At 72.4% G+C, this 24,668-nt stretch carries 21 protein-coding genes; 13 read left to right on the top strand and 8 right to left on the bottom strand.

The window, feature by feature from the left end; all coding sequences use genetic code 11:
* Positions 1 to 25 precede the first annotated feature (25 nt).
* On the top strand, positions 26 to 688 hold the full coding sequence (locus ACRVYW_RS11040; RefSeq protein WP_431804736.1) for a YitT family protein: 663 nt from the start codon (positions 26 to 28) through the stop codon (positions 686 to 688).
* Between the two features lie 70 nt (positions 689 to 758).
* On the opposite strand, the gene ACRVYW_RS11035 is transcribed toward ACRVYW_RS11040, so the two are convergent.
* From ACRVYW_RS11035 to ACRVYW_RS11020, 4 genes are all read right to left on the bottom strand, one after another.
* On the bottom strand, positions 759 to 1,532 hold the full coding sequence (locus ACRVYW_RS11035; protein WP_431804553.1) for a DNA-formamidopyrimidine glycosylase family protein: 774 nt from the start codon (positions 1,530 to 1,532) through the stop codon (positions 759 to 761).
* Between the two features lie 56 nt (positions 1,533 to 1,588).
* Positions 1,589 to 6,388 (bottom strand): ATP-dependent helicase, encoded by a 4,800-nt coding sequence (locus ACRVYW_RS11030; RefSeq protein ID WP_431804551.1) that lies wholly within the window; start codon positions 6,386 to 6,388, stop codon positions 1,589 to 1,591.
* Between the two features lie 171 nt (positions 6,389 to 6,559).
* The gene (locus ACRVYW_RS11025; protein WP_431804549.1) at positions 6,560 to 8,266 is read right to left on the bottom strand and encodes an ABC-F family ATP-binding cassette domain-containing protein; all 1,707 of its coding nucleotides are present in this window, start codon (positions 8,264 to 8,266) and stop codon (positions 6,560 to 6,562) included.
* A 412-nt stretch (positions 8,267 to 8,678) separates the two neighbouring features.
* Positions 8,679 to 9,398, bottom strand: coding sequence for an alpha/beta hydrolase (locus ACRVYW_RS11020; protein WP_431804734.1), 720 nt, complete (start codon positions 9,396 to 9,398; stop codon positions 8,679 to 8,681).
* Between the two features lie 35 nt (positions 9,399 to 9,433).
* Here ACRVYW_RS11020 and ACRVYW_RS11015 point away from each other — a divergent pair, with 35 nt between their 5' ends.
* From ACRVYW_RS11015 to ACRVYW_RS11005, 3 genes are all read left to right on the top strand, one after another.
* Positions 9,434 to 10,126, top strand: coding sequence for an NUDIX hydrolase family protein (locus tag ACRVYW_RS11015; RefSeq protein ID WP_431804547.1), 693 nt, complete (start codon positions 9,434 to 9,436; stop codon positions 10,124 to 10,126).
* Between the two features lie 84 nt (positions 10,127 to 10,210).
* Positions 10,211 to 12,163, top strand: coding sequence for a M3 family metallopeptidase (locus ACRVYW_RS11010; RefSeq protein ID WP_431804732.1), 1,953 nt, complete (start codon positions 10,211 to 10,213; stop codon positions 12,161 to 12,163).
* Between the two features lie 146 nt (positions 12,164 to 12,309).
* Complete coding sequence (locus tag ACRVYW_RS11005; protein ID WP_431804545.1) at positions 12,310 to 13,650, top strand: DivIVA domain-containing protein; 1,341 nt, start codon at positions 12,310 to 12,312, stop codon at positions 13,648 to 13,650.
* A gap of 105 nt (positions 13,651 to 13,755) precedes the next feature.
* Here ACRVYW_RS11005 and ACRVYW_RS11000 read toward each other — a convergent pair whose 3' ends face one another.
* Positions 13,756 to 14,817: a threonine aldolase family protein gene (locus ACRVYW_RS11000; RefSeq protein ID WP_431804543.1), complete on the bottom strand. Its 1,062-nt coding sequence runs from the start codon at positions 14,815 to 14,817 to the stop codon at positions 13,756 to 13,758.
* A 40-nt stretch (positions 14,818 to 14,857) separates the two neighbouring features.
* Here ACRVYW_RS11000 and ACRVYW_RS10995 point away from each other — a divergent pair, with 40 nt between their 5' ends.
* Both ACRVYW_RS10995 and ACRVYW_RS10990 read left to right on the top strand, forming a co-directional pair.
* Positions 14,858 to 15,676 carry a tryptophan-rich sensory protein gene (locus tag ACRVYW_RS10995; RefSeq protein ID WP_431804541.1) on the top strand — a complete coding sequence of 273 codons (819 nt, stop codon included), beginning with the start codon at positions 14,858 to 14,860 and terminating at the stop codon, positions 15,674 to 15,676.
* Between the two features lie 80 nt (positions 15,677 to 15,756).
* On the top strand, positions 15,757 to 15,936 hold the full coding sequence (locus ACRVYW_RS10990; RefSeq protein ID WP_431804539.1) for a hypothetical protein: 180 nt from the start codon (positions 15,757 to 15,759) through the stop codon (positions 15,934 to 15,936).
* A gap of 4 nt (positions 15,937 to 15,940) precedes the next feature.
* Here ACRVYW_RS10990 and ACRVYW_RS10985 read toward each other — a convergent pair whose 3' ends face one another.
* Both ACRVYW_RS10985 and ACRVYW_RS10980 read right to left on the bottom strand, forming a co-directional pair.
* Positions 15,941 to 16,600, bottom strand: a complete 660-nt coding sequence (locus ACRVYW_RS10985; RefSeq protein WP_431804537.1) for an SDR family NAD(P)-dependent oxidoreductase — start codon at positions 16,598 to 16,600, stop codon at positions 15,941 to 15,943.
* Positions 16,593 to 17,969, bottom strand: a complete 1,377-nt coding sequence (locus tag ACRVYW_RS10980; RefSeq protein ID WP_431804535.1) for a DUF6421 family protein — start codon at positions 17,967 to 17,969, stop codon at positions 16,593 to 16,595. Before ACRVYW_RS10980 ends, ACRVYW_RS10985 begins: the two co-directional genes overlap by 8 nt.
* A 93-nt stretch (positions 17,970 to 18,062) precedes the next feature.
* On the opposite strand from ACRVYW_RS10980, the gene ACRVYW_RS10975 reads away from it, so the two are divergent.
* The 6 genes from ACRVYW_RS10975 (at position 18,063) to ACRVYW_RS10950 (ending at position 23,324) form a co-directional block, all read left to right on the top strand.
* Entirely contained in the window at positions 18,063 to 18,569 is a 507-nt protein-coding gene (locus tag ACRVYW_RS10975; protein ID WP_431804533.1) for an Lrp/AsnC family transcriptional regulator, read from the top strand.
* A 97-nt stretch (positions 18,570 to 18,666) separates the two neighbouring features.
* Positions 18,667 to 18,942 carry a hypothetical protein gene (locus tag ACRVYW_RS10970; RefSeq protein WP_431804531.1) on the top strand — a complete coding sequence of 92 codons (276 nt, stop codon included), beginning with the start codon at positions 18,667 to 18,669 and terminating at the stop codon, positions 18,940 to 18,942.
* 86 nt (positions 18,943 to 19,028) lie between these two features.
* On the top strand, positions 19,029 to 20,210 hold the full coding sequence (locus ACRVYW_RS10965; protein ID WP_431804529.1) for a sensor histidine kinase: 1,182 nt from the start codon (positions 19,029 to 19,031) through the stop codon (positions 20,208 to 20,210).
* Positions 20,207 to 20,869, top strand: a complete 663-nt coding sequence (locus ACRVYW_RS10960; protein ID WP_431804527.1) for a response regulator — start codon at positions 20,207 to 20,209, stop codon at positions 20,867 to 20,869. The genes ACRVYW_RS10965 and ACRVYW_RS10960 overlap by 4 nt, the downstream gene beginning before the upstream one ends.
* 221 nt (positions 20,870 to 21,090) lie before the next feature.
* A complete protein-coding gene (locus tag ACRVYW_RS10955) occupies positions 21,091 to 21,852 on the top strand; it encodes an ABC transporter ATP-binding protein (protein WP_431804525.1) in 762 nt (253 codons plus the stop codon).
* Positions 21,849 to 23,324: an FtsX-like permease family protein gene (locus tag ACRVYW_RS10950; protein ID WP_431804523.1), complete on the top strand. Its 1,476-nt coding sequence runs from the start codon at positions 21,849 to 21,851 to the stop codon at positions 23,322 to 23,324. The genes ACRVYW_RS10955 and ACRVYW_RS10950 overlap by 4 nt, the downstream gene beginning before the upstream one ends.
* Before the next feature lie 25 nt (positions 23,325 to 23,349).
* Here ACRVYW_RS10950 and ACRVYW_RS10945 read toward each other — a convergent pair whose 3' ends face one another.
* Positions 23,350 to 23,886 (bottom strand): hypothetical protein, encoded by a 537-nt coding sequence (locus tag ACRVYW_RS10945; protein ID WP_431804521.1) that lies wholly within the window; start codon positions 23,884 to 23,886, stop codon positions 23,350 to 23,352.
* Between the two features lie 75 nt (positions 23,887 to 23,961).
* Between ACRVYW_RS10945 and ACRVYW_RS10940 the strand changes: the two genes are divergently transcribed.
* Positions 23,962 to 24,668 (top strand): 2-phosphosulfolactate phosphatase (locus ACRVYW_RS10940; protein WP_431804519.1); only part of this gene is annotated, 707 nt, incomplete at its 3' end.

Raw genomic sequence — 24,668 nt, 5'->3', positions numbered from 1 at the left:
GGTGCACGGCATCCTTCTTGGGATGATGGATGCCGTGACTGCCGCGCCCGAGCCCGACCCGACGACCGCGCCCTCCCTCGTCTTCGACGACAAGGCGCAGGCACACTCGGTCGCCGAGGACATCCTCGGCATCCTCACCGGCACCTTCCTGGTCTCGCTCGGGCTGCACCTCCTCCACGCGGCGCACGCCGTCACCGGCGGCACCGCGGGCCTGTCGCTGCTTCTCGGCTACGCGACGGGGTGGCCCTTCTGGCTGCTGTTCGCCCTCATCAACGTGCCCTTCGCCCTCCTCGCGGTCTGGCGGCGCGGATGGGACTTCACGATCCGCACGGTCGTCTCGATCGCGCTCGTGTCGGCCTGGGCGCTCGTGCATGATGCCCTGTTCCCGATCGACTGGATCGAACCCTGGTACGGGACGATGGCCGGGAACCTGCTCGCCGGCGTCGGCATCCTGATCCTCTTCCGGCACCGATCGAGCGTCGGCGGCGTCAACATCATCGGCCTCGAAGTGCAGGACAGAACAGGATTCCGTGCCGGCTGGACGATGATGATCTTCGACGTGCTGATCATCCTGTCCGCGCTGCTCGTCGTGCCGTGGCAGAACGTGCTGATGAGCGCCGTCGGGGCAGTCCTGCTGAATCTCGTGCTCGCACTCAATCACCGTCCGGGGCGGTACCTCGGACGGTGATGGAGCGGGCGGTGATGGAGACGGCGGTGGTGGAGCCGGCGGTGGTGGTTTCGTGGCCGGCGCCGCAGGCTCAGGTCTGGCAGACGGGGCACCAGAACACGATGCGCTCGCTCGTCGGGTTCGCTCCGAGATCGGTGCGGCGGATGAGGGTGCCGCACCGGCGGCACGGCTTGTTCTCTCGGCGATAGACCCAGTCCTGCTGGCCGGGGCGCGTGTCGCCGGTGAAGGTGCGGCCCGCCCTGTCGCGGTTCGCGCGAATCATCCGCGCCGCGGTGTCGACCAGGCCCGCGGCGTCGACGTCGGTCGCGGGGCGCGTCGGCAGGATGCCGCGAACGAACAGCAGCTCGTTCGCGTACTCGTTGCCGAGGCCGGCGAGGTTCCGCTGATCGAGGATCGCGACGTGCACGGGGCGGGGGTCGGATGCCACCCGGCGTGCTGCCTCCGCGGCATCCCAGTCGGGCCCGAGGAGGTCGGGTCCGAGGTGCCCGACGAGCTCGCTCTCGCTGTCGGTCGGGACGAGGTCGACCATCGCGATCTCGAACCCGACGGCGACGGCACGGGCCGTACCCAGGATCGCGCGCGCCTGATACGCGGGGGAGCGCCAGCGTTCGCCCGGACGGAAGACGAGCCACCGCCCCTCCATCTTGAGGTGGGAGTGCAGCGTCTGATCGCCGATGCGCATCAGCAGGTGCTTCCCGCGGGGGACCACCTCGTGCACGGTCTCGCCGGTGAGGTCGGCGGTCGCGTAGCGCGGAACGCGCAGATCGAACCGCGTGACCTCCTGCCCCGCGAGGGCGTCGTTCAGTCGCCGCGCCGCGCGGAAGACGGTGTCGCCCTCAGGCATCCGCGCCCCTCACTCCAGGCATCCTGCCACCGCCGCCGCGCCAGGCACCGCCGCGGTCACCGCTGCCGCCGGAGCGTCAGGCCGCGGCTCGACTCGACGAAGCCCGCGGCGAGGAGCGCCTTTCCGACGGGTGTGCCGTAGACGAACGCGCCCGACACCTGTTCGACGGTCAGGGTGTCGAGTCGGCGCGCGCGGGCCGTGTCGACGAGGCTCCGCGCGGCGGCGGCGAGGATGTCCTCATCGTCGGTGAACGCCAGCGCCGATCGACCGCCTCGCTCGAGGTAGAGGACGAGCGCGCCGTCGACGAGCGTCACGAGGCCGCCGGCCTTCCGTCCGGGCCGGTGGCCGACGCCCTCGAGCGCGGGCCACGCGAGCGCCGCGCCGTACGGGTTCGCGGGGTCGGTCGCGGCGAGGGTCAGCGCGTCGAGCGGTGCCGGGTCGGGGACGGCGGCGAACGTCCGTAGCCGGTCGACGGTCGCCGACGACGCGAACTGCGCCGCCCCGAGCTTCTCGATGAAGTACCCGCGCCGTGTGTGCCCGGCATCCTCGAATCCGGCGAGCGTCCGGTAGACCTGCGCGAAACCGCCCGGCACGCCCTCGGTCTGCACGCTTCCGCGCGTCACGACGCCGTAGCGCTCGAGCAGGACGCTCGCCGCGGCCGTGGCGCGCAGCGCGGCATCGGCGCTCGGTTCGGGAAGAAGCGACCAACGCCCGCCGATCAGCGGGGGGCGCTGCGGAGCGCGGTGCGGGGCGGCGGATGCCTGAGGGCGCGCGGCGGCGAGCGGCGTGCCCCGGAACATGCGCGCCCGGGGGGTGCGCCGGGCGGTGCGATGCGCCTGCGAGCCCCCCGCCAGAAGCGCGCGCACCGGCGCGAAAGTGTCGTTCGTGACCCGTCCGGTCCAGGTGAGGTTCCACAGCGCCTCGACGACCGACTGCTCGCTCTCCGCGCCCGTCGCCGCCACGAGCTGGGCGGCGAAGTACGCGCCGCCGGTCTCCATCGCCGACAGCAGCTGCTGCTCGAGGACGCTCGGCGGCTCGGCGTCATCGGGGAGCGCGAGGGTCAGGGCGACGGTGTCTGCCGGATGCAGGGCGATCCAGCCGTCGCGACCGGGGAGGGAGCCGTGCCCCGACCAGAGGACCTCACCGGTGGCCGTCAGTTCGTCGAGCATCGTCGGGCTGTAGTCGGACACCCGCCCCGGCAGGATCAGCGACTCCCACGCGCTCGCCGGGAGCGGCACCCCGGCGAGCTGCTCGATCACGGCGAGCACGCCGTCGACGCCCTCGAGCGCGCGGCCGGCGGTTCCCCGCTCGGCGCGGGCGCCGCCCGGGAGCGGAGCGGCGACGTGCTGCCACGCCGGGAGGAAACGCGCGAAGGCGTCGGGCGAGACCGGCTCCACCGTGCCGCGGATCGCGGCGAGCGATCGCAGTCGCAGGCGGCGCAGGACCTCGGCGTCGCACCATTCGGCGTCGTTGTCGGCGCCGGCGGACGAGTCGCCTCCGCCCGGTCCGGGCAGGAAGAACCCGCTTGCCAGGCGTCCCTGCGATTCGAGACGCTGCAGGGTCTGTCGCGCGACCGCCGCACCGATTCCGAGGCGCGCGGCGACGTCCGACGTGCGGAACGGGCCGTGGGTCCGCGCGAACCGGGCGACCAGATCGGCGAGGGGATCGACGACCGGCTCCAGGAATGCGACCGGGATGCCCACGGGAAGCGCCACGCCGAGCGCGTCGCGGAGGCGTCCGGCATCCTCGATCTGCGCGACGCGCGGCGCGCCCGCGATCGTCACCGAGATCGCGCGCCGCGCGGTCACGAGCTCGTCGAGATGGGCGGAGGCGGTCTCGAGCGTGCCGTCCTCGAGACGCGTCGCGACCTCCGTCGCATCGAGGGGTCCGAGCAGACGCAGCAGATCGGCGACGCCCTCGACGCCGCGCACGCGCCGGTCGGGTTCGAGGCGCTGCGCTTCGGCCTCGAACTGCGCGATGACGTCGGGGTCGAGCAGCTCGCGCATCTCGACCTTGCCGAGCAGCTCCGACAGGAGCGCCGGATCGACCGACAGCGCCGCCGCGCGCCGCTCGGCCAGCGGCGAGTCGCCCTCGTACATGAACGCGCCGACGTATCCGAAGAGGAGGTCGCGGGCGAACGGGGAGGGCTGCGTCGTCGTCGTTTCGACGAGACGGATACGGCGATCGCCGATCGCGCGGGTGATGCGCAGCAGGGCGGGGAGGTCGTAGACGTCCTGCAGCACCTCGCGGAGCGTCTCGAGGATGATCGGGAACGTCGGATGGTTCTTCGCCACCTCGAGCAACTGCGCCGACTTCTGCCGCTGCTGCCAGAGCGGTGAGCGCCGCGCGGGATTGAGACGCGGCAGGAGCAGAGCCCGGGCCGCGCACTCGCGGAACCGCGACGCGAAGAGGGCCGAGCCGCCGACCTCGTCGGTGACGATCTGTTCGAGCTCGTCGGCCTCGAAGACGAAGAGCTCCGCCCCGGGCGGCTCGCTCTCGGCATCCGGCACCCGCACGATGATGCCGTCGTCGCTCGCCACCGCCGATCCCTCGACCCCGAGCCGCTCCCGCACGCGCGCATTCACCGCCAGCGCCCAGGGTGAGTGCACGTGCATGCCGTACGGGGAATGAAGGATGATGCGCCAGTCGCCGACCTCGTCGCGGGACCGCTCCACGGTGAGCGTCTTGTCGGTGGGAAGGCTCCCCGTCGCTTCCTTCTGCTCACCGAGGTAGGCGAGGAGATTGCCGATTGCGTTGTCGTCGAGCCCCGACTCCCGAAGCCGTTCGGAGGCCTTCTCCGGCGAGGCGGCGACCACCTCGCGCGAGAAGGCGCCGAGGGCCTCGCCGAGCTCCGCGGGGCGGCCGAGACCGTCACCGTGCCAGAACGGGAGCTTTCCCGGTTGCCCGAAGGCCGGGAGCACGTTGACCCGATCGTGCGTGATCTCCACGATCCGCCAGCTCGTGGTGCCGAGCGTGAAGACGTCGTTCACGCGAGACTCGTAGACCATCTCCTCGTCGAGCTCGCCGACGCGGGCGTTGCGCGTCTCGCCCGCGACGAAGACGCCGAACAGGCCGCGGTCGGGGATCGTGCCGCCGCTCGTCACCGCGACGCGCTGCGCGCCGGGCCGCCCGGTGAGGGTGCCGTGGTCGCGATCCCACACGAGGCGCGGGCGCAGCTCGGCGAACTCGTCGGAGGGGTACTTGCCGGCCAGCAGGTCGAGCGTGGCCTCATACGCCGACCTCGGCAGCGTGCGAAACGGCGCGGACCGCTTCACGGTCTCGAACCACTCCTCGACGTCGATCGCCCCCGTCGCGCACGCGGCGATCGTCTGCTGCGCCAGGATGTCGAGCGGGTTCGCGGGAACGGTGATCGCCTCGATCTTGCCCGCGAGCATCCGCTCCGTGACGACCGCCGTGTGCAGGACGTCGCCCCGGTGCTTCGGGAAGAGCGCCGCCCGGCTGATCTCGCCGACCTGGTGCCCCGCGCGCCCGACGCGCTGCAACCCCGAGGCCGCCGACGGCGGGGCTTCGACCTGGATGACGAGGTCGACCGCGCCCATGTCGATGCCGAGTTCGAGCGAGCTCGTCGCGACGACGCAGCGCAGGATGCCGGATTTGAGCTCATCCTCCACCTGCGCGCGCTGCTCCTTCGACACCGAGCCGTGGTGGGCCTTCGCGAGCACGGGCGCGACACCAGCCGAGGTGCCGGCCTGCGCCATCATCGCGGCGGGGACGGTCGGGTCGGGGGTCTCGAGGCCGAGGCGCTCGGCGTAGATCTCGTTGAGCCGACCGGTGAGGCGCTCGGCGAGGCGGCGAGAGTTCGCGAAGACGATCGTCGAGCGGTGCGCGAGCACGCGGTCGACGATCGCCTCCTCGACGTGGGGCCACACCGAACCGGTGACCTCGGACGGCTGCGACGGCGCGGAGAACCAGTCGCCGTCGCCCTCGTCGGGGTCCGCGTCGTCGGCATCCGGCGCCACGTCTTCGGCGGCGCGCGGGGGCGGAGGCGGATTCAGCATGTCGTCCATGGGAACGACCACCTGCAGGTCGAATGTCTTCGACGCGCGCGGTGCGACGATCTCGACGGGCGCCGACCCGCCCAGGAAGCGCGCCACCTCGTCGATCGGGCGCACCGTCGCCGACAGCCCGATGCGCTGGGCCGGGGATTCGAGCAGCGCGTCGAGGCGCTCGAGGCTCACCGCGAGGTGCGCTCCGCGCTTGGTCGCCGCGACCGCGTGCACCTCGTCGACGATCACGGTGTGCACGCCCCGCAAGGTCTCGGATGCCTGCGACGTGAGCATCAGGTAGAGCGATTCGGGGGTCGTGATGAGGATGTCGGGAGGGTCGGCGACGAGCTTTCGCCGATCGGCGGACGTCGTGTCCCCCGAGCGCACGCCGACGGTGACATCGGGCACGGCGATCCCGAGGCGACGCGCCGACTGGCCGATGCCGACCAGCGGCGAGCGGAGGTTCCGTTCGACGTCGACGCCGAGAGCCTTGAGGGGTGAGACGTAGAGGACGCGCGTCTGCGCGGCATCCTTCGCCTTCGCGGACTTCTTCTTCGCGCGGCCTTTTCCGGGGGTCGCGTCGTCGACGGGCGCGGGCGGTGCGACGGGCTTCTCGCGGAAGATCCGGTCGATGGCCCACAGGAACGCCGACAGCGTCTTGCCCGACCCGGTCGGCGCGACGACGAGCGCGTGCTTGCCGTGCGAGATCGCCTCCCACGCGCCCGCCTGGGCCGAGGTGGGCTCGGCGAACGCGCCGCGGAACCAGTCCTGCGTCGCAGGACCGAACCGCGCCAGCACCTCCGGGGAGGAGTCCCCGGGGCGCGTCGCGCTCGTCGTCGTGTCGGTCACCCTCCCATCTTCGCCCCGACCTCCGACATCAGGTCGGGTGCTCGCGACGGGCGAACGCGGTGTGTACCGTATTCCGTTCCACCGCGCGATCCGCGACCGCCGCCCCGCGACTTTCCGGGGCGTGCGGCCTGCGCGGCTCGCGCGAAGACTGAACACGGCACGCGCGCCCAGCTACACCCCGTCGGACTCCACGCCGTCGATCGCCGCTTCATGCAGCTCACCGTCCCGCAGCTCCAGCACGAGATCCGGCGCCACGCGGCGGAGGAACGCGTCGTCGTGGCTCACGACGACGATCCCGCCGCGGAACGCGCCGAGCGCCGAGACCACCTGGTCGACCGTGTCGAGGTCGAGGTTGTTGGTCGGTTCGTCGAGGACGAGCAGCTGCGGCGGAGGATCGGCCATCAGCAGGCAGGCGAGCGCCAGGCGGAACCGCTCGCCGCCCGACAGCGCCGACACCGGGCGCAGCACCGTGTCGCCGCGCAGCAGGAACCGCGCGAGCCGGTTGCGCAGCTCGACGTCGCCGATGCCCGGCGCCGCGCGGCGCAGGTTCTCGAGCGGCGAGACGGTCTCGTCGAGACCATCCACGCGCTGCGAAAGGTATCCGATCCGATCGGTGCGCGCCTCGGCGTGCGCGTCTCGCAGGAGATCTGCGCCCGCAGAGTCCGAAACCGCCCCTTCCGGGCCCGTCGACGCGAAATCTCCTGCGACATGACCGCGACCGGTCGTCGCCGACCCCACCAGGCGCCGCAACAGCGTCGTCTTTCCGGCGCCGTTCGGCCCGACGAGCGCGAACCGCTCCGGGCCCTGCAGCACCCACGACCGGCCTGCGCCGGTGAAGGTCGCCATTCGGCGCCCCGCGCCCACGCCGGGGTCGGGCAGATCGATGCGTACGCTGTCGTCGTCGCGCACCCGGCGTTCGGCCGCGTCGAGCGCGGCCCGGGCCTCCGCCTCTTTGCCCGCCGCTTCGCCGCGGAGGCGCCCGGCCGACTCCTGCGCCGCGCGCTTGCGGGCGTTCATGATGATCTTCGGCTGGCGTTTCTCGACCGAAGCCTTGCGTCCCATCGCCGCGCGCGTCGAGAGCACCTGCTCCTGGTGGATGCGGTCGCGCTTCTCGCGCCGCACGACCTGTCGCGCGGCGGTCTCGGCCTGGCGCGCCGCCGCTTGCTCGGCATCCAGCGCCTCGCGCCACGCGGAATAGCCGCCACCGAACGTCGTCAGCGCGCTGCCGTACAGCTCGGCGGTGTCGTCCATGAGGTCGAGGAGCGTCGTGTCGTGGCTCACGACGACGAGCGCGCCGCGCCAGCGGCGCACGAGGTCGTACACCCGCGCCCGCGCGTCGCGGTCGAGATTATTGGTCGGTTCGTCGAGCAGCGCGATCGGCGCGCCCTGCAGCCGCACGCCGGTGAGCGCGACGAGCACCGCCTCGCCGCCGGAGAGCTCTCCGACGCGGCGGCCCAAGGCATCCGGCGGGAGCCCCGCCTCGACGAGCGCGGCCGTGGCGCGCGCCTCGACGTCCCAGTCGTCGCCGACCGTGTCGAAGTGCGCCGGATCGACGTCGCCCGCCGCGATGGCGCGCACGGCGTCGACGGCGGCTCCCACGCCGAGCAGATCGGCGACGCGGCGGTCGGTGTCGAGGGTCAGCAGCTGCGGCAGGAGGTCGACGTCGCCGGTCGTCGCTATGGTGCCGGATGCCGGACGGTGCTGCCCCGCGATGAGACCGAGGAGCGTCGACTTGCCGGCGCCGTTCCGGCCGACGAGGCCCGTGCGGCCGGCGCCGAACGCGCCGGAGACCTCGTGCAGCGCGGGTGTGCCGTCGGGCCAGGTGAAGGTGACGCGGTCGAGGACGACCGCGGGGTGGGAGTGGATCGTGGTGGGCATGGGGTCCTCCGATGTCGTGCCGGAGCACGGGCGTTCAGAGCGCAGACGCCGCACACACCGGATGCCTCGGACGCACGGACCCGCGAAGCTGCGGGACTCCGGTGGGAGAGGCGGAAGGTCGACGGCCTGCGCGGGGTGGGGCGCGGCGCGTCGACGAACGAACAGCCGGGGGCGCTGCCTCGATGAAGCATCGGGCGAGGCGGGAGTCCGGGAGGTCGAGGATCCGAAACGGAAGGGTCGACGGGTCAGCGCAGGATCACAGCGCGGCGTCGATTGCCTTCAACGGTCTTCCTCACACTCGGGACCAGGACACTCACCAGTCTAGCGGGCCTCGGCGGGAGGGCGGAGGGGCGTCTCGACTCCGCCCGAGGGACTCGATCAACGACCGGAGCGGGTGACGGGCGTGGCGGGGTCAGGGCCCGGGGTCAGCGGGGAGCGCGGCGAGCTGCTTGTCGAGGAACGCGCGGACATCGGCGAGTTCGTCCTCCGACACGCTGTGCGAGAGGCCCGGGTAGACGCGGCCGCTCAGCTCGACGAACCTCGGCAGCCACTCGATCGTGTGCGCGACGCGGGCGGGCGGGATCACGTCGTCGCGCGCACCGCGCCCCCAGAAGACGGGCGGGCGGATGCCGGCGAGCACCTCATCGGTCGGGAGCGACCCGTCGGCGACGAACCCCGCGAGGTTCACGACGAACGCGAAGCGCTCGGGGCGCAGACGCAGCGCCTGCAGGGCGATCACGGCGCCCTGGGAGAATCCGAGGAGCCCGACCGACGCCGCGGCATCCACCGCCCGATCGAGCCACGCGAGGAGCGCTTCCGCCGCGGCGGTCACGGCCCCGGCATCCTGCGTCTGCAGCCCTTCGATCGGGAACCACGACCAGCCCGGCGTGGGGAACGGCGGCGTGAGGGGTGCGCGCACCGCGGCCACCACGAACTCGTCGGGAAGGTAGGGCACGAGGCCGAAGAGATCGCCCTCTTCCGAACCGTATCCGTGGAGCAGCACGAGCACCGGCCGCTCCGCGCGCTCCGTCGGGTCGAGGGCGGGCGGGGCCGACCACAGTACGGCCGCGTCGTCCAATTCGGGGGTCTCGTCCACGCGGCCATCCTTGCAGGGGGTGCGGACACGGCGCATCCCGGCCCGGCGGCGCGAGGGGGTATACATGGAGCATGGCCGTGCGCACCCCCGACCCCGACCCCAACGAGCGCGACGACGACTCCACGCCGCGCGATCCCCTCGGCGGCCTCGGCGGGGGCGGCATCGGCGGCGGCATCGGCGGCGGAGGCCGCTCCGGACATCCCCTCGGCGACGGCAGCTTCGGCCACCCCGCCCCGGGAAACGCCGCGAACCCGGGTTGGCTGACCGACGTCGAGCTCGCCGAGGCGCGCCGCCGCCTGCCGATCCTCTACGTCGAGGCGGTGCCGGTCCGCACCGACGGGATGGGGCAGGTCACGCAGGTCGGCGTGCTCCTCCGGGCGACGCCGTTGGGCGAGATCACCCGCTCGATCGTGTCGGGTCGGGTCCGCTACGGCGAGACCGTCCGCGACGCGCTCTTCCGTCACCTCGAGAACGACCTGGGCCCGATGGCGTTCCCGCTCCTCCCGCCGCAGCCCGTGCCGTTCACGGTCGCCGAGTACTTCCCGATCCCCGGGGTGAGCGCGTTCCACGACGACCGCCAGCACGCGGTCTCGCTCGCCTTCGTGGTACCCGTCACCGGCACGTGCGAGCCCCGCCAGGACGCGCTCGAGGTCACGTGGATGGGCCCCGACGAAGCGGCCTCCGACTCTCTCGCCGCCGAGATGGAGGGCGGCCGCTCGACGCTCCTCCGCCAGGCGCTCGCCTCGGTCGGCGCTCTGCGCTGAACACGCCCTCCGCACCCGGCGTGACGTGCGCGAGGCGGCCCCGTCGGTGGCGCCGCGTAGGCTCGGAGGATGGATGTCCCGACGATGACCGCACCCGAGCCGCTCACCTTCCCCGCCGACACGGACGGCTGGCTGGCCTTCGTCACCGAGCGCCCGCAGGGCGCGGTCGCCGCCGTGGCAGAGCTCGACGCGCGACTCGCGCGAGCGGATGCCGACGGCCTCGACGCCGTCGCCCGCCTCGCTCTCTGGAACGACGCCGAGCTCGCCCTCGGGCAGGCGACGAGCGAGGTGTACCTCCTCAGCGAATCGCACCCCGACGCCGCCGTCCGCGGTGCGGCGGAGGAGAACGTGCAGCGCCTCGAAGCGCTCGCCGCCGGGCGCCTGCTCGACCGCGCGCTGTTCGCGGCCCTCGCGGCGATCACGCCCGACGAGGCATCCGCCCGCCTCGACCACGACCAGCAACGCCTGCTCACCCAGGTGCTCCGCGACTTCCGCCGCGGCGGGGTCGACCTGCCCGACGCGCAGCGCGAGCGGGTGCGCGAGCTGACCGACCGCGACACCGAGTTGAGCCTCGAGTTCTCCCGCAACATCCGCGACGGTCGGCGCGAGATCCGCGTCGCCCCCGAGGCGCTCGCCGGGCTCCCGCAGGACTTCATCGACGAGCACCCGCCGGGTGACGACGGACGCGTCGTGCTCACCACGGATTACCCCGACCTCATGCCGGTGCGGGAATATGCGACCGACCGCGCGACCCGCGCCGCGCTCGTCGCCGCCTACAACGACCTCGCCTGGCCCGAGAACGACGCGATCCTGCGCGAACTCCTCGACGTACGCGCCGAGCGCGCGGCGCTTCTCGGCTACGGCTCCTGGGCCGACTTCGAGACCGAGACGCGCATGATCGGGCACACCGATCCCGGGCACGGCGGGCGCGCGATCGCCGCTTTCCTCGACCGGCTCGACGCGGCTTCCGTCGTCGCCGCCGCGGCGGAATACCCGGTGCTCCTCGACCGGCTGCAGCAGGACGACCCCTCGGCGACCGAGGTCACGGTCGCCGACCTCTTCTACCTGCTGAGCACGTTGCGCAACGAGCGCCACGAGGTCGACGCACAGCTCGTCCGCTCTTACTTCACCTTCGATCGCGTGCTGCCGGGCCTGCTCGAGACGACCGGGCGGCTGCTCGACGTGGAATACGTCGAGGTCGACGTCGCGACCTGGCACGACGACGTCCACTCGTACGACGTCGTGCGCGGTGGCGAGCGGCTCGGCCGCATCCATCTCGACCTGCACCCGCGCGCCGGCAAGTACACCCACGCCGCGTGCTTCGGCCTCGCCCCGGGCGTCACCGGGCGGGTGCTTCCCGAGTCGGTGCTCCTCTGCAACTTCGCGCGCGGATTCATGACGCACGACGAGGTCGTCACGTTCTTCCACGAGTTCGGACACCTCGTCCACGCGATCCTCGGCGGCGACCAGCGCGTCGCCCGTTTCACCGGCGTCGCGACCGAGTGGGACTTCGTCGAGGCGCCCAGCCAGCTGCTGGAGGAGTGGGCGTGGGATGCCGACGTCCTCGCGACCTTCACGGCGAACGGCGCCGGTGAGCCGATCCCTGCCGACCTCGTCGCGAAGATGAAGGTCGCCGACGCGTTCGGCCGTGCCCTCGAGGTGCGCCGCCAGCTCGGTCACGCCCAGGTGTCCTACCACCTGCACGTCGACCGGCCCGAAGACCTGCAGGCCGCGACCGAGCACTGGTATCGCGTGACCTCGCCGGTGCAGCCGCTCGCCGGTGCGCACTCGTACGCCGGCTTCGGTCACCTCACCGGCTACGGGTCGTGCTACTACACCTATCAGTGGAGCCTCGTCATCGCCCGCGACCTGCTCTCGGCGTTCGCGGGTGACCTCGCCGACGCCGAGGTCGCGACCCGCTACCGCCGCGAGATCCTCGAGCCCGGCGGCAGCCGCGACGCCGCGGATCTGGTGGAGGCGTTCCTGGGGCGTCCGTTCTCGTTCGAGGCGTACCGGGAGTGGCTCGCGGGCGCCTGATCGGGCGCCGCAACCACACGTCTTCCGCACGCCATTTCGCGCGTGGGGACAAGGCCCCGGTCGGGTACGATTCGAGTGTCGGCCGACCCGGGCCGCGTTCCCCCCTCGGCGGCGTTCCCTGCCGCCTGCTCGAAGCGGAGACCCCTGTGTCCGACCAGTCCCCCCGTGATGATGTTCCCGGATCCTCGCCGTTCGACGAGCTGATGGCGGGGGCGCAGAGTTCGGCATCCGGCGCCTCGTCCTCTTCTGGATCGTCGCACGGCGGCGAGTTCACGACGACGTTCCGCGGCTACGACAAGGCCGAGGTCGACGCGGCCATCGCGGCCCTCACCGCCCAGCGCGGCGCGAGCTCCGACGAGCTCGCCCAGCTGAAGGACACGCACCACCGCGCGACGGTCGAGCTCAAGGGGCACAAGGCGAAGATCGACGAGCTCGAGCGGAAGCTCTCGAACCTCCAGTCCGACCTCGCCGTCGAGTCCGCGCGTGCGGCGAACGCCGAGGACAAGGTGCAGACCCTCAGCGACGAGCTGGTGAACGCCGCCGACGAGTCGTCGAAGGGCCGCGAGCGGTTCGAGGAGGTCCTCCGCGTCGCGGAGGAGCAGGCATCCGTCATCATCAAGAACGCGAGCGTCCAGGCCGACCGGCTGCTCGAGGCCGCGCGCGACGAGATCGCCTCGCAGCGCGCCGCCGCTCAGGCCGACGCCGACGCCCTGAAGCAGCAGGCGGAGACGGATGCCGCGCAGGCGCGCCTGCGCATCGAGACCGAGCTCACCGCCCACACCGCGCAGCTCGACCGCGAAGCTGCGCACGCCGCCGAGAAGGTCGCGCAAGCCGATCAGGAGGCCGCCGCGATCCGCACTGAGGCCGAGAAGGGCGCGGCCGCGCTCCGCTCCCTCGTCGCCCGCGAAGCCGAGCAGGCGCGTGCCGAGGCCGACGAGGCCCTGCGCGAGCAGCGCATGCGTACGCTCGAGTTCGAAGAGGCGCTCACCCGTCGCCAGGATGACGCGCAGCAGGAGTTCCTCATGCTCCACAACCAGGCGGTCGCCCACGCGGAGCGCATCACGCAGGACGCGAACGAGCAGGTCGCAGCCTCGGTCGAGCACGCGCAGCGCATCACGGCGAAGGCCGATGACTTCGACAAGCTCATGCGGGCGCAGTCGCAGCAGGTCGAAGCCGACGCGAAGCTCCGCGCTCGCGAGATCCTCGACCGTGCGAGCGTCAAGGCGCAGAAGATCATCGACACCGTCACGCAGCACTCGCAGGCGGTGCTCCGCGACGCGGAGGACCGCACGCGCGCTCTGCGCTGGCAGCAGCAGCAGCTGACGAGCTTCATGTCCGAGGTCAAGGAGCTCATGCGCTCCGAGGGAGCCGGCGGGCAGGAGGCGGGCGGGTCGGAGGCCGACGACGCCTCGGCATCCGGTTCCGCCACGGGCAAGAGCGCGAGGCCCGTCGCCGACGCCGGCCGGGACGAGACCGCCGAAGGCTGAGGGGTTTCGGCATGGGTCGTATGGCCGATCGGCTCTGACCGGCCTCACTCTCCTCAGTAGGGCACTCCAGCACCATCGGCCATACGACTCAGCCGTCGGGTCGCGTCAGGTGAGGCGCGCGAGCTCCGCGACGAACGCGTCGACGTCCTGCTCGGTCGTGTCGAACGAGCACATCCAGCGGACCTCGTTCCTCGCCGCATCCCAGTCGTAGAACCGGAACGAGCGCCGCAGCTCGTCGGCGACGCCGTCGGGCAATGTCGCGAAGACGCCGTTCGACTGCGTCGGCTGGCTGAACGCGACGCCCGAGATCGAACCGTCCGCGATCCCCGCCTCGACGCCCGCCCGCAGGCGCGCCGCCATCGCGTTGGCGTGCCGCGCGTTCCGGAGGTAGAGGTCGCCCTCGAGGAGCGCGATGAGCTGCGCCGAGACGAACCGCATCTTCGACGCGAGCTGCATGTTGAGCTTCCGCAGGTACACGAGGCCCTCGGATGCCGCGGCATCCAGCATCACGACGGCCTCGCCCCCGAGCGCCCCGTTCTTCGTGCCGCCGAAGCTCAGCACGTCGACGCCGGCATCGGTCGTGAAGGCGCGCAGCGGCAGATCGAGCGCCGCCGCCGCGTTCGAGATGCGGGCACCGTCGAGGTGCAGGCGCATGCCGCGGGCGTGGGCATGGTCGGCGAGTGCGCGGATCTCGTCGGGTGTGTACAGCGTGCCGAGCTCGGTCGACTGCGTGATCGAGACGACGAGCGGCTGCGCGCGGTGCTCGTCGCCCCAGCCCCACGCCTCCCGGTCGACGAGGTCGGGGGTGAGCTTGCCGTCATCCGTCGGCACGTTCAGGATCTTGATGCCCGCGACCCGCTCGGGGGCGCCCCCCTCGTCGACGTTGATGTGGGCGGTGGATGCCGCGATCACCGCGCCCCAGCGCGGCAGCATCGACTGCAGGCCCGTGACGTTCGCCCCCGTGCCGTTGAAGACCGGAAAGGCCTGGACACCGTCGCCGAAGTGCGCGGCGAAGACCTCCTGGAGGCGTGCGGTGTAGGCATCCTCGCCATACGCGATCTGGTGTCCGTCGTTCGCCGCGGCGATCGCCGCGAGGATCTCGGGGTGGACGCCGGAGTAGTTGTCGCTGGCGAAGCCGCGGATATCACGATCGTGGAGCGTTGTCACCGCTCCAGCCTAGATTCTCCCTGCGCTCTAGGCTTTCGCCATGGCCACCTCACGTGCGAACGACATCCTTCGTCAGATCGCGGTCATCAGCGCGTTCTGCTTCATGATCATCGGCGACATGGTCGGGATCGGGGCCTTCGGCGGCACGCCGATCCAGGACGCCGTCGGCGGCGCCTTCGACCCGGATGCCTCGTACCTCACTCCCGCGACGGAGGCGTTCAGCATCTGGTCGGCGATCTACCTGGGCCTCCTCGGCTACACGATCTGGCAGGCGCTGCCAGCCCAGCGCGAGCGGTTACGTCAGCGCGCTCTCGGATGGTGGATCGCCCTCACGATGGTGCTGAACGGGCTGTGGCTTGTGACGGTGCAGTTCGCGGGCATCTGGGCGACGGTGGTCGTCCTGGTCGCACTCCTCGTGGCCCTGTGCATCACGTACGTGAAGGTCATCCGCACGCGCGAGCCCGGTGCCGGATTCTGGGATGGCCTGCTGATCGACGCGACGACGGGCCTTCACCTCGGGTGGGCAACGCTCGCGACGGTCGCGAACCTCGGCGCGGCGCTCACCGTCACCGTGCCGGCGTCGTGGGAGTCGGCGGCCGATGTCCTGGGCGTCATCGTCGTCGCCGCGGTCGCGGTGATCGGTGTGGCGCTCGCCGCCTGGTCGCACTGGCGCATCGCGCCGGGCCTCGCGATCGGGTGGGGCCTCAGCTGGCTCGCGGTCGCGCGTCTGACGGGAGACCTGCAGAGCACCCCGATCGCGGTGGCGGCGATCATCGCCACGGTGATCGTCGTGTCGGTGCCGGTGATCGCGCGCGTCCTCGACCGGGTGCGCGGGGACGACGCGCCGCAGAGCGCCTGAGGGCGCGCGGGTCTGAGCGCCTGAGCGCCGGAGGCGCGTCGGCGGGGCGCCCGTTCCTCGGCATCCTCGTCTTCGCCCCCGTGGCGTTCACGACGAAGTCGTACCGCATCCTCTCGGCCGAGTTCGCCGTCGCGCCAGACGCCTCCCCGGCCGACGAGGTCGACGAAGCGAACGGGACGTCGCATCGGCCGGAGGCCGGGCCTCCGGTCGGTCCGGCGTCGGCGGCGCAGGCCCGCGGCGGCGTGGCCGAGCAGGAATGATCGGTCACCCGGCGGCGAGCTCGATCACGGTGTCGTTGATCGCGGCGGCGTCGGCATCCCACAGCCCGACGAACGCGTCCGCGAGCGCGTCTTCGAGACCCGTGAGCGCACGCACGCGGAAGATGACGGAAGCCGCGGCGAGCGGTGTCGCGGCATCGCGCGCGGCCCTCGCGAAGGCCTGCGCCATCGCGCGCGCCCAGGCCTCCTCGGCGGCTTTCACCGCGGCGTAGTTCGCGCCGCCCGCGAGCGGGCGGGCGACCGCCGTCGACGACACGATCGCCGTCCGCGCGGCGGGGGAGTCGATGAGGTCGTCCCACAGCGCGCGACTCACGTGGCGGAGGGAAGTGAGCCCGCCTTCGAGGGCGCGATAGTCGGCATCCGTCTGGCCGGGCAGCCCGCCGCCCCCGCGCCAGCCGCCGACGAGATGCAGGATGCCGTCGACCCGTACCCCTTCGGAATGCAGCGCGGTGACGAGAGCGTCGACCGCGGCCTTGTCGGCGAGGTCGCAGATTTCGGTCCGTGCGCCGAGGTCTGCGAGCGTCGCGAGCCGGGCGCCATCCCGCCCGACCGCGACCACCTGCCCTCGGGCGTGCAGCAGAGCACGCGTCGCCGCGAGTCCGCTCGCGCTCGTCGCCCCCGCGAGGAGCACGGTGCGCTCATGCATCGCGGCCGGTGATCCCCTCGGTCGAGGCGATGACATCGCGCATCTTCTTCTCCAGGGCCTCGAAGAACATCGACAGCGGGAACTCGTCGTCGAGCACCGCGTCGGTGTAGGCCTTCGGCGGTCCCGCGAGCACCTCGTCGGGCAGCCCCCGCGCCCACTGCGAGGCGGGGTGCGGCGTCAGCACCGAGCGGACGAGGTCGTACGCGGCGAGCCAATGCGCGACCTTCGGGCGGTCGATCGATTCCCAGTACAGCCGGTCGATGGCATCGGCCAGCTCGACGACGGCACCCGGCACCTCGGCCCAGTCGAACGCGAGCTGCGTGTCGGTCCAGTGCAGCACGCCGCGCTGGTGCAGCCACGCGAACAGCAGCTGCCCGCCGAGGCCGTCGTAGTTCCGCACCCGCGACCCGGTGATCGCGAACCGGAAGATCCGGTCGAAGATCACCGCATACTGCACGAGCCGCGCGTGCGCTCCGATGTCGTCGCCCCGTGCGCCGAGCGCGACGCACTCGCGGAACGCCGTCAGGTCGCAGCGCAGCTCTTCGAGGGAGTAGAGGAAGAACGGCATCCGCTGCTTGATCATGAACGGGTCGAACGGCAGGTCGCCCCGCATGTGCGTGCGGTCGTGGATCAGATCCCACATGACAAACGTCTCTTCGGCCAGCGCCTGGTCATCGAGCAGCTCCGCCGCATCGGCGGGCAGGTCGAGCTTCGTGATGTCGGATGCCGCGGCCAGCACGCGCCGGAACCGCGCGGCCTCGCGATCTTGGAAGATCGCGCCCCACGTGAACGCGGGGATCTCGCGCATGGCGACGGTCTCGGGGAAGAGGACTGCCGAGTTCGTGTCGTACCCCGGCGTGAAGTCGAGCAGGCGCAGGCTCACGAACAGGCGGTTCGTGTACGTCTCCTCGACCTCGGCGATGAACTCCGGCCAGATCACCTCGCACAGCACCGCCTCGAGGTGGCGGTTCCGCGACCCGTTCTGGGTGTACATCGGGAAGACGACGAGGTGCGCGAGCCCGTCGACGCGGTGCTCCTGCGGCTGGAACGCGACGAGCGAGTCCAGGAAGTCGGGCACGCCGAATCCTTCGTCCTCCCAGCGGCGGAGGTCGGCGACGGATGCCTCGAGGTACGCGGCGTCGTGCGGGAACAGCGGCGCGAGGGTTTCGATCGACGCGATGACGGTTTCGACAAGGCGTGACGCGTCGGGGTGGTCGGCGGAGTCGGGGATCGACCCGTCCTGTGCCTGCAAGGGCTGCACCGCGGTCGCGGCATCCTTCAACGCCAGCCATGCGGGCTGCTCCGCGAGCGGGCGCCCGTCGTCGATGACGGTGTTCACGGCGGTGGGGTGAGCGTCGAGAAGGGACATGTGAGCGCCTCCGATCGGGAAGAGGCCCGCCGAAGACGCGACGGGCAGGAAATATTACGGCGCTGATCGCCATCAACAGGTAGTCTTCCAGACATGGAAGATGCTGTCGACCGGCGGATCGTCGCCAAGGTGTCCCGCGACGGTCGAGCGACGCTGGCCGATCTCTCTGCCGCGACCGGTCTGTCGGTGTCAGCGGTGCAGGCGCGGCTCAAGCGCCTCGAAGCGCGCGGAGTGATCACGGGGTATCGCGCACTCGTCGACGCGGAGGCGGTGGGACGCCCGCTCGCCGCGTTCATCGAGATCACGCCGCTCGATCCTGCCCAGCCCGACACGGCGCCCGAGCTGCTCGAGCACCTCGACGCGATCGAGGCGTGCCACTCCATCGCCGGCGACGCGGCCTACATGCTGTTCGCGCGCGTCGCATCGCCGCGCGCGCTCGAGGATCTCGTCCGCGAGATCCGCCACGCGGCGAACGTGTCGACTCGCACGACCGTCGTGCTGCAGACCTTCTTCGAGCACCGCCCGACGGTCACCGGCCCGGCAGACGCGACCCCTCTACCGCCGACCCCTCTGCCGCGACCCCCTCTGCCGCCGGGGTGATCATCGGGGCATAATCGCCCCATGGAGAGCGTCGGCCTCACCTTCCTCTATTCGCCCCGTCCGCGAGCTCGGGCCCACGGTCGCGTTCTACCGAGACGTGCTCGACTGGGTGGAGGCGTGGAGCGAGGGCGACGAGACGGTGGCCTTCCAGGTTCCCGGATCCTCCATCCAGGTCATGGTCTCGATCGACCACTACTCCGAACGCCCCGGACCGATGTACCGCGTGCCCGACCTCGACGCCTTCCTCGCCGCCCGCCCGGAACTCGTCGTCATCATGCCTCCCCGCGGCATCCCCGGCGGACGCGTCGTGAGCGTCTCCGACGGCGGCGGCAACAGCCTCTACTTCTTCGAGTACGACGAGAGCGCGGGCTGAGCGCCGACAAGCCCCGCCCGCGCGGGGCCTGCCGGATACATCCGCAGAAGGATGCCGGGGCCGCACCCGTCGCGTAGCGTCGAAGCGTGTTCCGACCGATGACCCGCACCCAGCTCGTCGTCGACGTGACGGCGGCGGCGCTGTTCTTCGTGGGTGCCGTGCTCCTGAGCTTCGTCGGCACGGCGGGCATCAGTCTCACCCGCGTGCAGTTCGTCGCGACGGTCGCGCTGTTCGCGGTCTTCTCGGCGGGGCTCGCGATCCGTCGCTGGTCGCCGACGCTGGCGCTCGCCGTCGCCTGGTTCGGCGCGCTCGTGCAGATGGCGTTCGCGTTGCCCCCGCTCCCGGCGAACCTCGCGATCTTCGCCATCCTGTACGCGGCGGCGGTGTACGGCACGCGCCTCGCGTACTGGCTGAGCTTCGCGTCGTCGATCGTCGGCGCGCTCGTGATCACGCTGTATCTGGTCGTGCCGCCCGTGCTGGCCGGAGGCTGGACGCTGGCGACGGCCGCCTCGACGTATGCCTTCCTCGCGGCGACGGTCTTCGTGTCGGCGGCCCTCGCACTGCTCCTGTCGTGGACGGCAGGCGCCCTCGTGCGCACCGGCGTCCGTGCGCGCGAGAACCGGCGCGCTCAGGAGATCGCCGAGGCGCAGGCGGCCGCCGAGGCGGAGCGCACCCGCATCGCCCGCGACATGCACGACGTCGTCGCGCACTCGCTCGCCGTGGTCATCGCGCAGGCCGACGGCGCGCGCTACGCCGCGGCCGCCGAACCGCAGGCGGCGACGGCGGCGCTCGGCACGATATCGACGGCGGCGCGCGCGGCGCTCTCCGACGTCCGCATGCTCCTCACCCAGCTCCGCCACACCCAGTCGGAGGGACCCCAGCCGACCCTCGCCGACCTCGAAACGCTGTACGCGCAGGTGCGTGCGGCGGGAGTCGCCCTCGAGGTCGACGTCGACCCCGCCCCGCGCGCCGAGGTCCCCGCCGCGACGCAGCTCGCGGTCTACCGCATCCTGCAGGAGGCGCTCACCAACGCGCTCCGGCACGGGGCTCCGGGCGCCGTCGCGGTCGGGCTCGCGTGGCACGATGACCGGGTGGAGCTCTCGGTGACGAATCCGACGGCCGATGCCGACGGCGACGCGCCGAGCCGCGGGCACGGACTCATCGGCATGCGCGAGCGCGCGCAACTCGCCGGCGGGTCGCTCGACGCCGCCGCCGAGGGCGGGCGGTTCGTCGTCCGGGCGCGCCTGCCGATCGGGGAGGCGGCGTGAGCGGCGCGGCGATCCGGGTGGTCCTCGTCGACGATCAGGCGCTCTTCCGCGCCGGCATCCGCATGGTGATCGACTCGCAGTCCGACCTCGAGGTCGTCGGCGAGGCGGGCGACGGCGAGGACGGCGTCCGGGTCGTCCGCGAGGTGCGGCCCGACGTCGTGCTGATGGACATCCGGATGCCGGTGCGCGACGGCCTCGCGGCCACCGCAGACCTGCTCGCCGACCCGGCGTTCGCGGGCGATCCGCCGAAGATCGTGATGCTGACGACGTTCGACCTCGACGAGGCGGCGGCCCGCGCGATCCGCCAGGGGGCGAGCGGGTTCCTTCTGAAGGATGCCGACCCCGAGTTCCTCCTCGCCGCGATCCGCACCGTGCACGCGGGGTCGTCGGTCATCGCGGCATCCGCGACCCGCGACCTGTTCGCGCACTTCGCCGACTCGACCGCCGCGCCCGTCCCCGCAGCGTACGGCGACCTCACCGAGCGGGAGCGGGAGATCTTCGCCCTCGCCGCGCGCGGGCTGTCGAACGCCGAGATCGCGCAGCGCGAGTTCCTCTCCGAGGCGACCGTCAAGACGCACATCAGCCGGATTCTCGGCAAGCTCGCCCTGCGCGACCGCGTGCAGCTCGTCGTGTTCGCGTTCGAGCACGGCCTCGCCTGATCGGCCGACCGGCGGGTGCCTCGTTGGACGGGCGCCGACCTCGCCATCGCCCGCACGTTCTGCACCGAAAGCAGGCTCAACCGGCCAACGGGGGCCGCCCCAGCCTCCGCGAGTGCGATCGAGCCTGCTTTCGCGACGGAACGCGGATCATCCTCCCGATGTACGCGCCAGCGACCGCCGACCGACGCGCGGGCGCACCCGCCGTCCGTAGCGTCGAAGGCATGGAGATCACGACGACAGACCTGGGCCTCGCGGCCCGCGTGCAGAACCTCGGCAAGAGCTACGGAGCCGGCGACACGGCCGTCCGCGCGCTCGACGGCGTGACCGTCGGCATCCGTCGCGGCGAGTTCACGGCGATCATGGGCCCCTCGGGCTCCGGCAAGTCGACCCTGATGCACATCATGGCCGGGCTCGACGCGCCGACGAGCGGCCGCGCGTGGATCGGCGACACCGAGATCACGGGGCTCTCCGACCTCGAGCTGACGATCCTGCGCCGCCGCCGCGTCGGGTTCGTCTTCCAGGCGTTCAACCTCGTGCCGACCCTCGACGCCCTCGGCAACATCCTCCTTCCGTTCGACCTCGACGGGCGCACCCCGTCCGCACTCGAACGCGCCCGCATCGAGGGCCTTATCGACTCGCTCGGCCTGCGCGCTCGCTTGCGCCACCGCCCGCACGAGCTCTCCGGCGGGCAACAGCAGCGCGTCGCGATCGCCCGCGCCCTCGCGACCGCCCCCGACCTCGTCTTCGCCGACGAGCCGACCGGAAATCTCGACTCCCGCTCGAGCCGCGAGGTGCTCGCCCTTCTCGCGGCGGCGACCCGCGAGCACGGCCAGTCGATCGCGATGGTGACGCACGACCCCGTCGCCGCCTCGCACGCCGACCGGGTGCTCTTCCTCGGCGACGGACGGGTCGTCGCCGACAAGCCGCGCCAGAGCGCCGAGCAGGTCTCGGCGTTCATGCTCGCCGCGGAGGTGGCGGCGTGACCGCCGTCGCGGCGCCAACCCGCGGCACAGGGGCGGATGCCTGGGCGACCCGCGGCCGAGGCGACAGTTTCTCCTGGCTCCGCGAGCGGGGGATGGGCGCGACGATCCTCGTCGCGGGTATCTCGACGGCCTTCGGTGTCCTGCTCCTGAGAGCGACGGGCTACATCGGCGCATGGTTGCGGAGCGACCCGTACCTCGGCGGAGGCGAGACCGTCACGATCGTCGTCGGCATCCTGAGCGTTCTGCTCGTCGGCGTCGCGGTGTACGTCGCGTCGATCGTGACGGCGAACACCTTCGCGACGATCGTTGCGGGGCGCACGCGTGACATCGCGCTCCTCCGGCTCATCGGAGCGTCCGCGCGCTCGCAGCGCCGGGCCGTCGCCCGCCAGGGGATCGTCGTCGGCGCGATCGGCGCTGTGGTAGGCCTCGTCGCGGGAACGGCCGGCGCCGGGGTGCTGACGGCGTGGGCGGATGCCGCGCTGGGACTGTCGACCGGGTACCAGGTGCTGCAGCCCGTGCTCCTCGTGCCCGCCGTCGTCGTAGCGCTCACCACGTGGGCGGGCGCATGGTCGGGGTCGCGTCGCGTGCTCACGGTCACGCCGCTGCAGGCGGTCTCGGGCGCCGCGCCCCGCACGCACGACGAGGTCGCCTCGTCCCGCGGCCGACGCGCCGCGGCGATCGTGCTGTTCGCCGTCGGCGCCGCGCTCCTCGGCCTCGGGGTGCTCGCGGGGCTCGTGAGCCCGCTCGGCGTCGTGGTCGCCTTCGGGGGAGGCATCCTCTCGTTCACCGGTCTCGCGCTGGGCGCCGTCGTCGTCATGCCGCCGCTTCTGCGGCTGACGGGGCGGCTGTTCGGGCGATCGGCGACGGCGCATCTCGCCGCCGAGAACGCGCTCCGCTACCCCGAGCGGTCCAGCCGCATGGCGATCGGTGTCGTCATGGGGGTGACGCTCGTCGTGATGTTCGCTGTCGCGAACGCGTCGGTCAAGGCCGTGCTCACGGCGTCCGCCGGCGGGGAGCCGCCTGCCGAGATGTCGCAGATCATGGACACGTTCGCCGCGATCATGATGGGGCTCGTCGCCGTCTCAGCGGTCATCGCGGGCGTCGGGCTCGTCAACCTCCTCACGATCGGCGTCGTGCAGCGCCGGCGTGAACTCGGCCTCCTGCGGGCGCTCGGGCTGACCGCCCCCCAGGTGCGCCGCGTCGTCCTCCTCGAGGCCGTGCACGTCACGATCACCGCCCTCGTTCTCGGCCTCGCGCTGGGGATCGTCTACGGGTGGGTCGCGGCGCAGTCGCTCCTCGGCTCGATCAGCGCGCCGCCGTCGTGGTCGTCGCCGACGCTCGTCGCGCCCGGCATCCCGTGGGGCACGATGCTGCTCGTGGTCGCCCTGACTGCCGCCCTCACCCTCGTCGCCGCGGTGGTGCCGACGCGGCTCGCGACGCGGGTGACCGCGGTCGAGGCGCTCGCCGAGTAGCCCGACCGCGCGGGTGCGGCGCGCGTCAGACCTCGGGTTCGCCCGGATCGTCGCCGGCGAGCTCGGGGTCGTGCGCCCACGTCGGCGCGAGCTGCTTCAGGCGCGCGCCGCGCCACTGCCACGCCGCCCACAGCGCCGGCCACAGCAGGGGAGCTGCCGCGCCGCCGATCACGAGCCGGTCGCGCCACAGCGTCTTCGTCGCGTCGCCGGGCGCGGGCGAGACGGCCATCTGGTGGTCCCAGACGTCGAGCGCCGCAAGCGGGCCGGTCAGCGGGATGCCGCTGTCGCGGAAGACCCGCACCGGACCGTTCGCGTCCTTCGTGTACCGCTCGCTCACGTGGATCAGCTGATCGCCGAGCGCGAGCCCTCCGCTCGGGATGCCGAGCTGCATCCGCACCGGGACGTCAGCCCCCGGCTCGAGCGTCGTCGGCATGCCGGCGGCCTCCATGGGGGCGAGGTCGAGGAGCGGACCGTAAAGGTCGGCGACGGCGCGCGGCGAGTGGAGCGCCCGCCAGGCCGCGTCGGCGTCGCAGTCGAGGACGAGCTTCAGCATGATCCGCATGCGCACAGTCTCCCATCCGCACCCGCACCCGCACCCGCACCGGCGCCCGCACCCGCGCCCGCCTAGGCTGGAAGGATGCCCTCGCCGTTCGACCAGTCCCGCTACCAGGTGCGCTTCGAGTGGGGAACACGGGGACTCGCCCGCCTCGCGCCCGCCGATGTCGTCGTGGTCGTCGACGTGCTGCGCTTCAGCTCGACGGTGACCTCGCGCGTCGACGCGGGGGAGACCGTGCCGCTGGATGCCGCCGCCCACGCCGTCTCGCTGAACGGCGCCGCTGTCGCGCGCGCCGCCGCTGCCACGCGCACCGCCGCGCAAGCTGCCGCTCTCGCGCCCCCCACAGCCGCACAGTCCTCGGTCGCGTCCGGCCCGCGGCCCCTCGTGCTGCTCGGTGCCCTGCGTAACGCCTCTGCCGTCGCCGACGCGATCGTCGCCGAGCAGCATCGCCACGGCGATCGCACGAGCGTCGCCGTCATCGCCGCGGGCGAACTGACCGCGCGCACGCCCGACGCCGACCTCCGGGTCGCCGTGGAGGACCTGCTCGGCGCGGGCGCCGTCATCGATGCGTTGAGCACCCGCGGCATCGACCACACGTCGCCCGAGTCCGCCGCGGCGCGCGAGTCGTTCCGCGGTCTGCGCGGGGCGGTGCGTCACCTCCTCACCGCGAGCGGTTCGGGTCAGGAGCTCCTCGAGCGCGGCGCGCGCGACGAGGTGCTCGCCGCCGCCGACGTGGATGCCTCGGCATCCGTCCCCGCCCTCCGCGACGGGGTCTTCGTCGCCTACTG

It is taken from the genome of Microbacterium sp. bgisy203 (assembly GCF_965345155.1).
Lineage (GTDB): Bacteria > Actinomycetota > Actinomycetes > Actinomycetales > Microbacteriaceae > Microbacterium.
This window is presented reverse-complemented; position numbering and strand designations above follow the sequence as displayed.

What these genes read in the sequence shown, in the direction of transcription:
- ACRVYW_RS10975 (WP_431804533.1), top strand. Translation starts at nt 18,063, where the DNA reads ATGGAAGATGCTGTCGACCGGCGGATCGTCGCCAAGGTGTCCCGCGAC.
- ACRVYW_RS10985 (WP_431804537.1), bottom strand. Translation starts at nt 16,600, where the DNA reads ATGCATGAGCGCACCGTGCTCCTCGCGGGGGCGACGAGCGCGAGCGGA.
- ACRVYW_RS11015 (WP_431804547.1), top strand. Translation starts at nt 9,434, where the DNA reads ATGGCCGTGCGCACCCCCGACCCCGACCCCAACGAGCGCGACGACGAC.
- ACRVYW_RS11035 (WP_431804553.1), bottom strand. Translation starts at nt 1,532, where the DNA reads ATGCCTGAGGGCGACACCGTCTTCCGCGCGGCGCGGCGACTGAACGAC.
- ACRVYW_RS11040 (WP_431804736.1), top strand. Translation starts at nt 26, where the DNA reads ATGGATGCCGTGACTGCCGCGCCCGAGCCCGACCCGACGACCGCGCCC.
- ACRVYW_RS10945 (WP_431804521.1), bottom strand. Translation starts at nt 23,886, where the DNA reads ATGCGGATCATGCTGAAGCTCGTCCTCGACTGCGACGCCGACGCGGCC.
- ACRVYW_RS10980 (WP_431804535.1), bottom strand. Translation starts at nt 17,969, where the DNA reads ATGTCCCTTCTCGACGCTCACCCCACCGCCGTGAACACCGTCATCGAC.
- ACRVYW_RS11025 (WP_431804549.1), bottom strand. Translation starts at nt 8,266, where the DNA reads ATGCCCACCACGATCCACTCCCACCCCGCGGTCGTCCTCGACCGCGTC.
- ACRVYW_RS11010 (WP_431804732.1), top strand. Translation starts at nt 10,211, where the DNA reads ATGACCGCACCCGAGCCGCTCACCTTCCCCGCCGACACGGACGGCTGG.
- ACRVYW_RS11020 (WP_431804734.1), bottom strand. Translation starts at nt 9,398, where the DNA reads ATGCGCCGTGTCCGCACCCCCTGCAAGGATGGCCGCGTGGACGAGACC.
- ACRVYW_RS10955 (WP_431804525.1), top strand. Translation starts at nt 21,091, where the DNA reads ATGGAGATCACGACGACAGACCTGGGCCTCGCGGCCCGCGTGCAGAAC.
- ACRVYW_RS10995 (WP_431804541.1), top strand. Translation starts at nt 14,858, where the DNA reads ATGGCCACCTCACGTGCGAACGACATCCTTCGTCAGATCGCGGTCATC.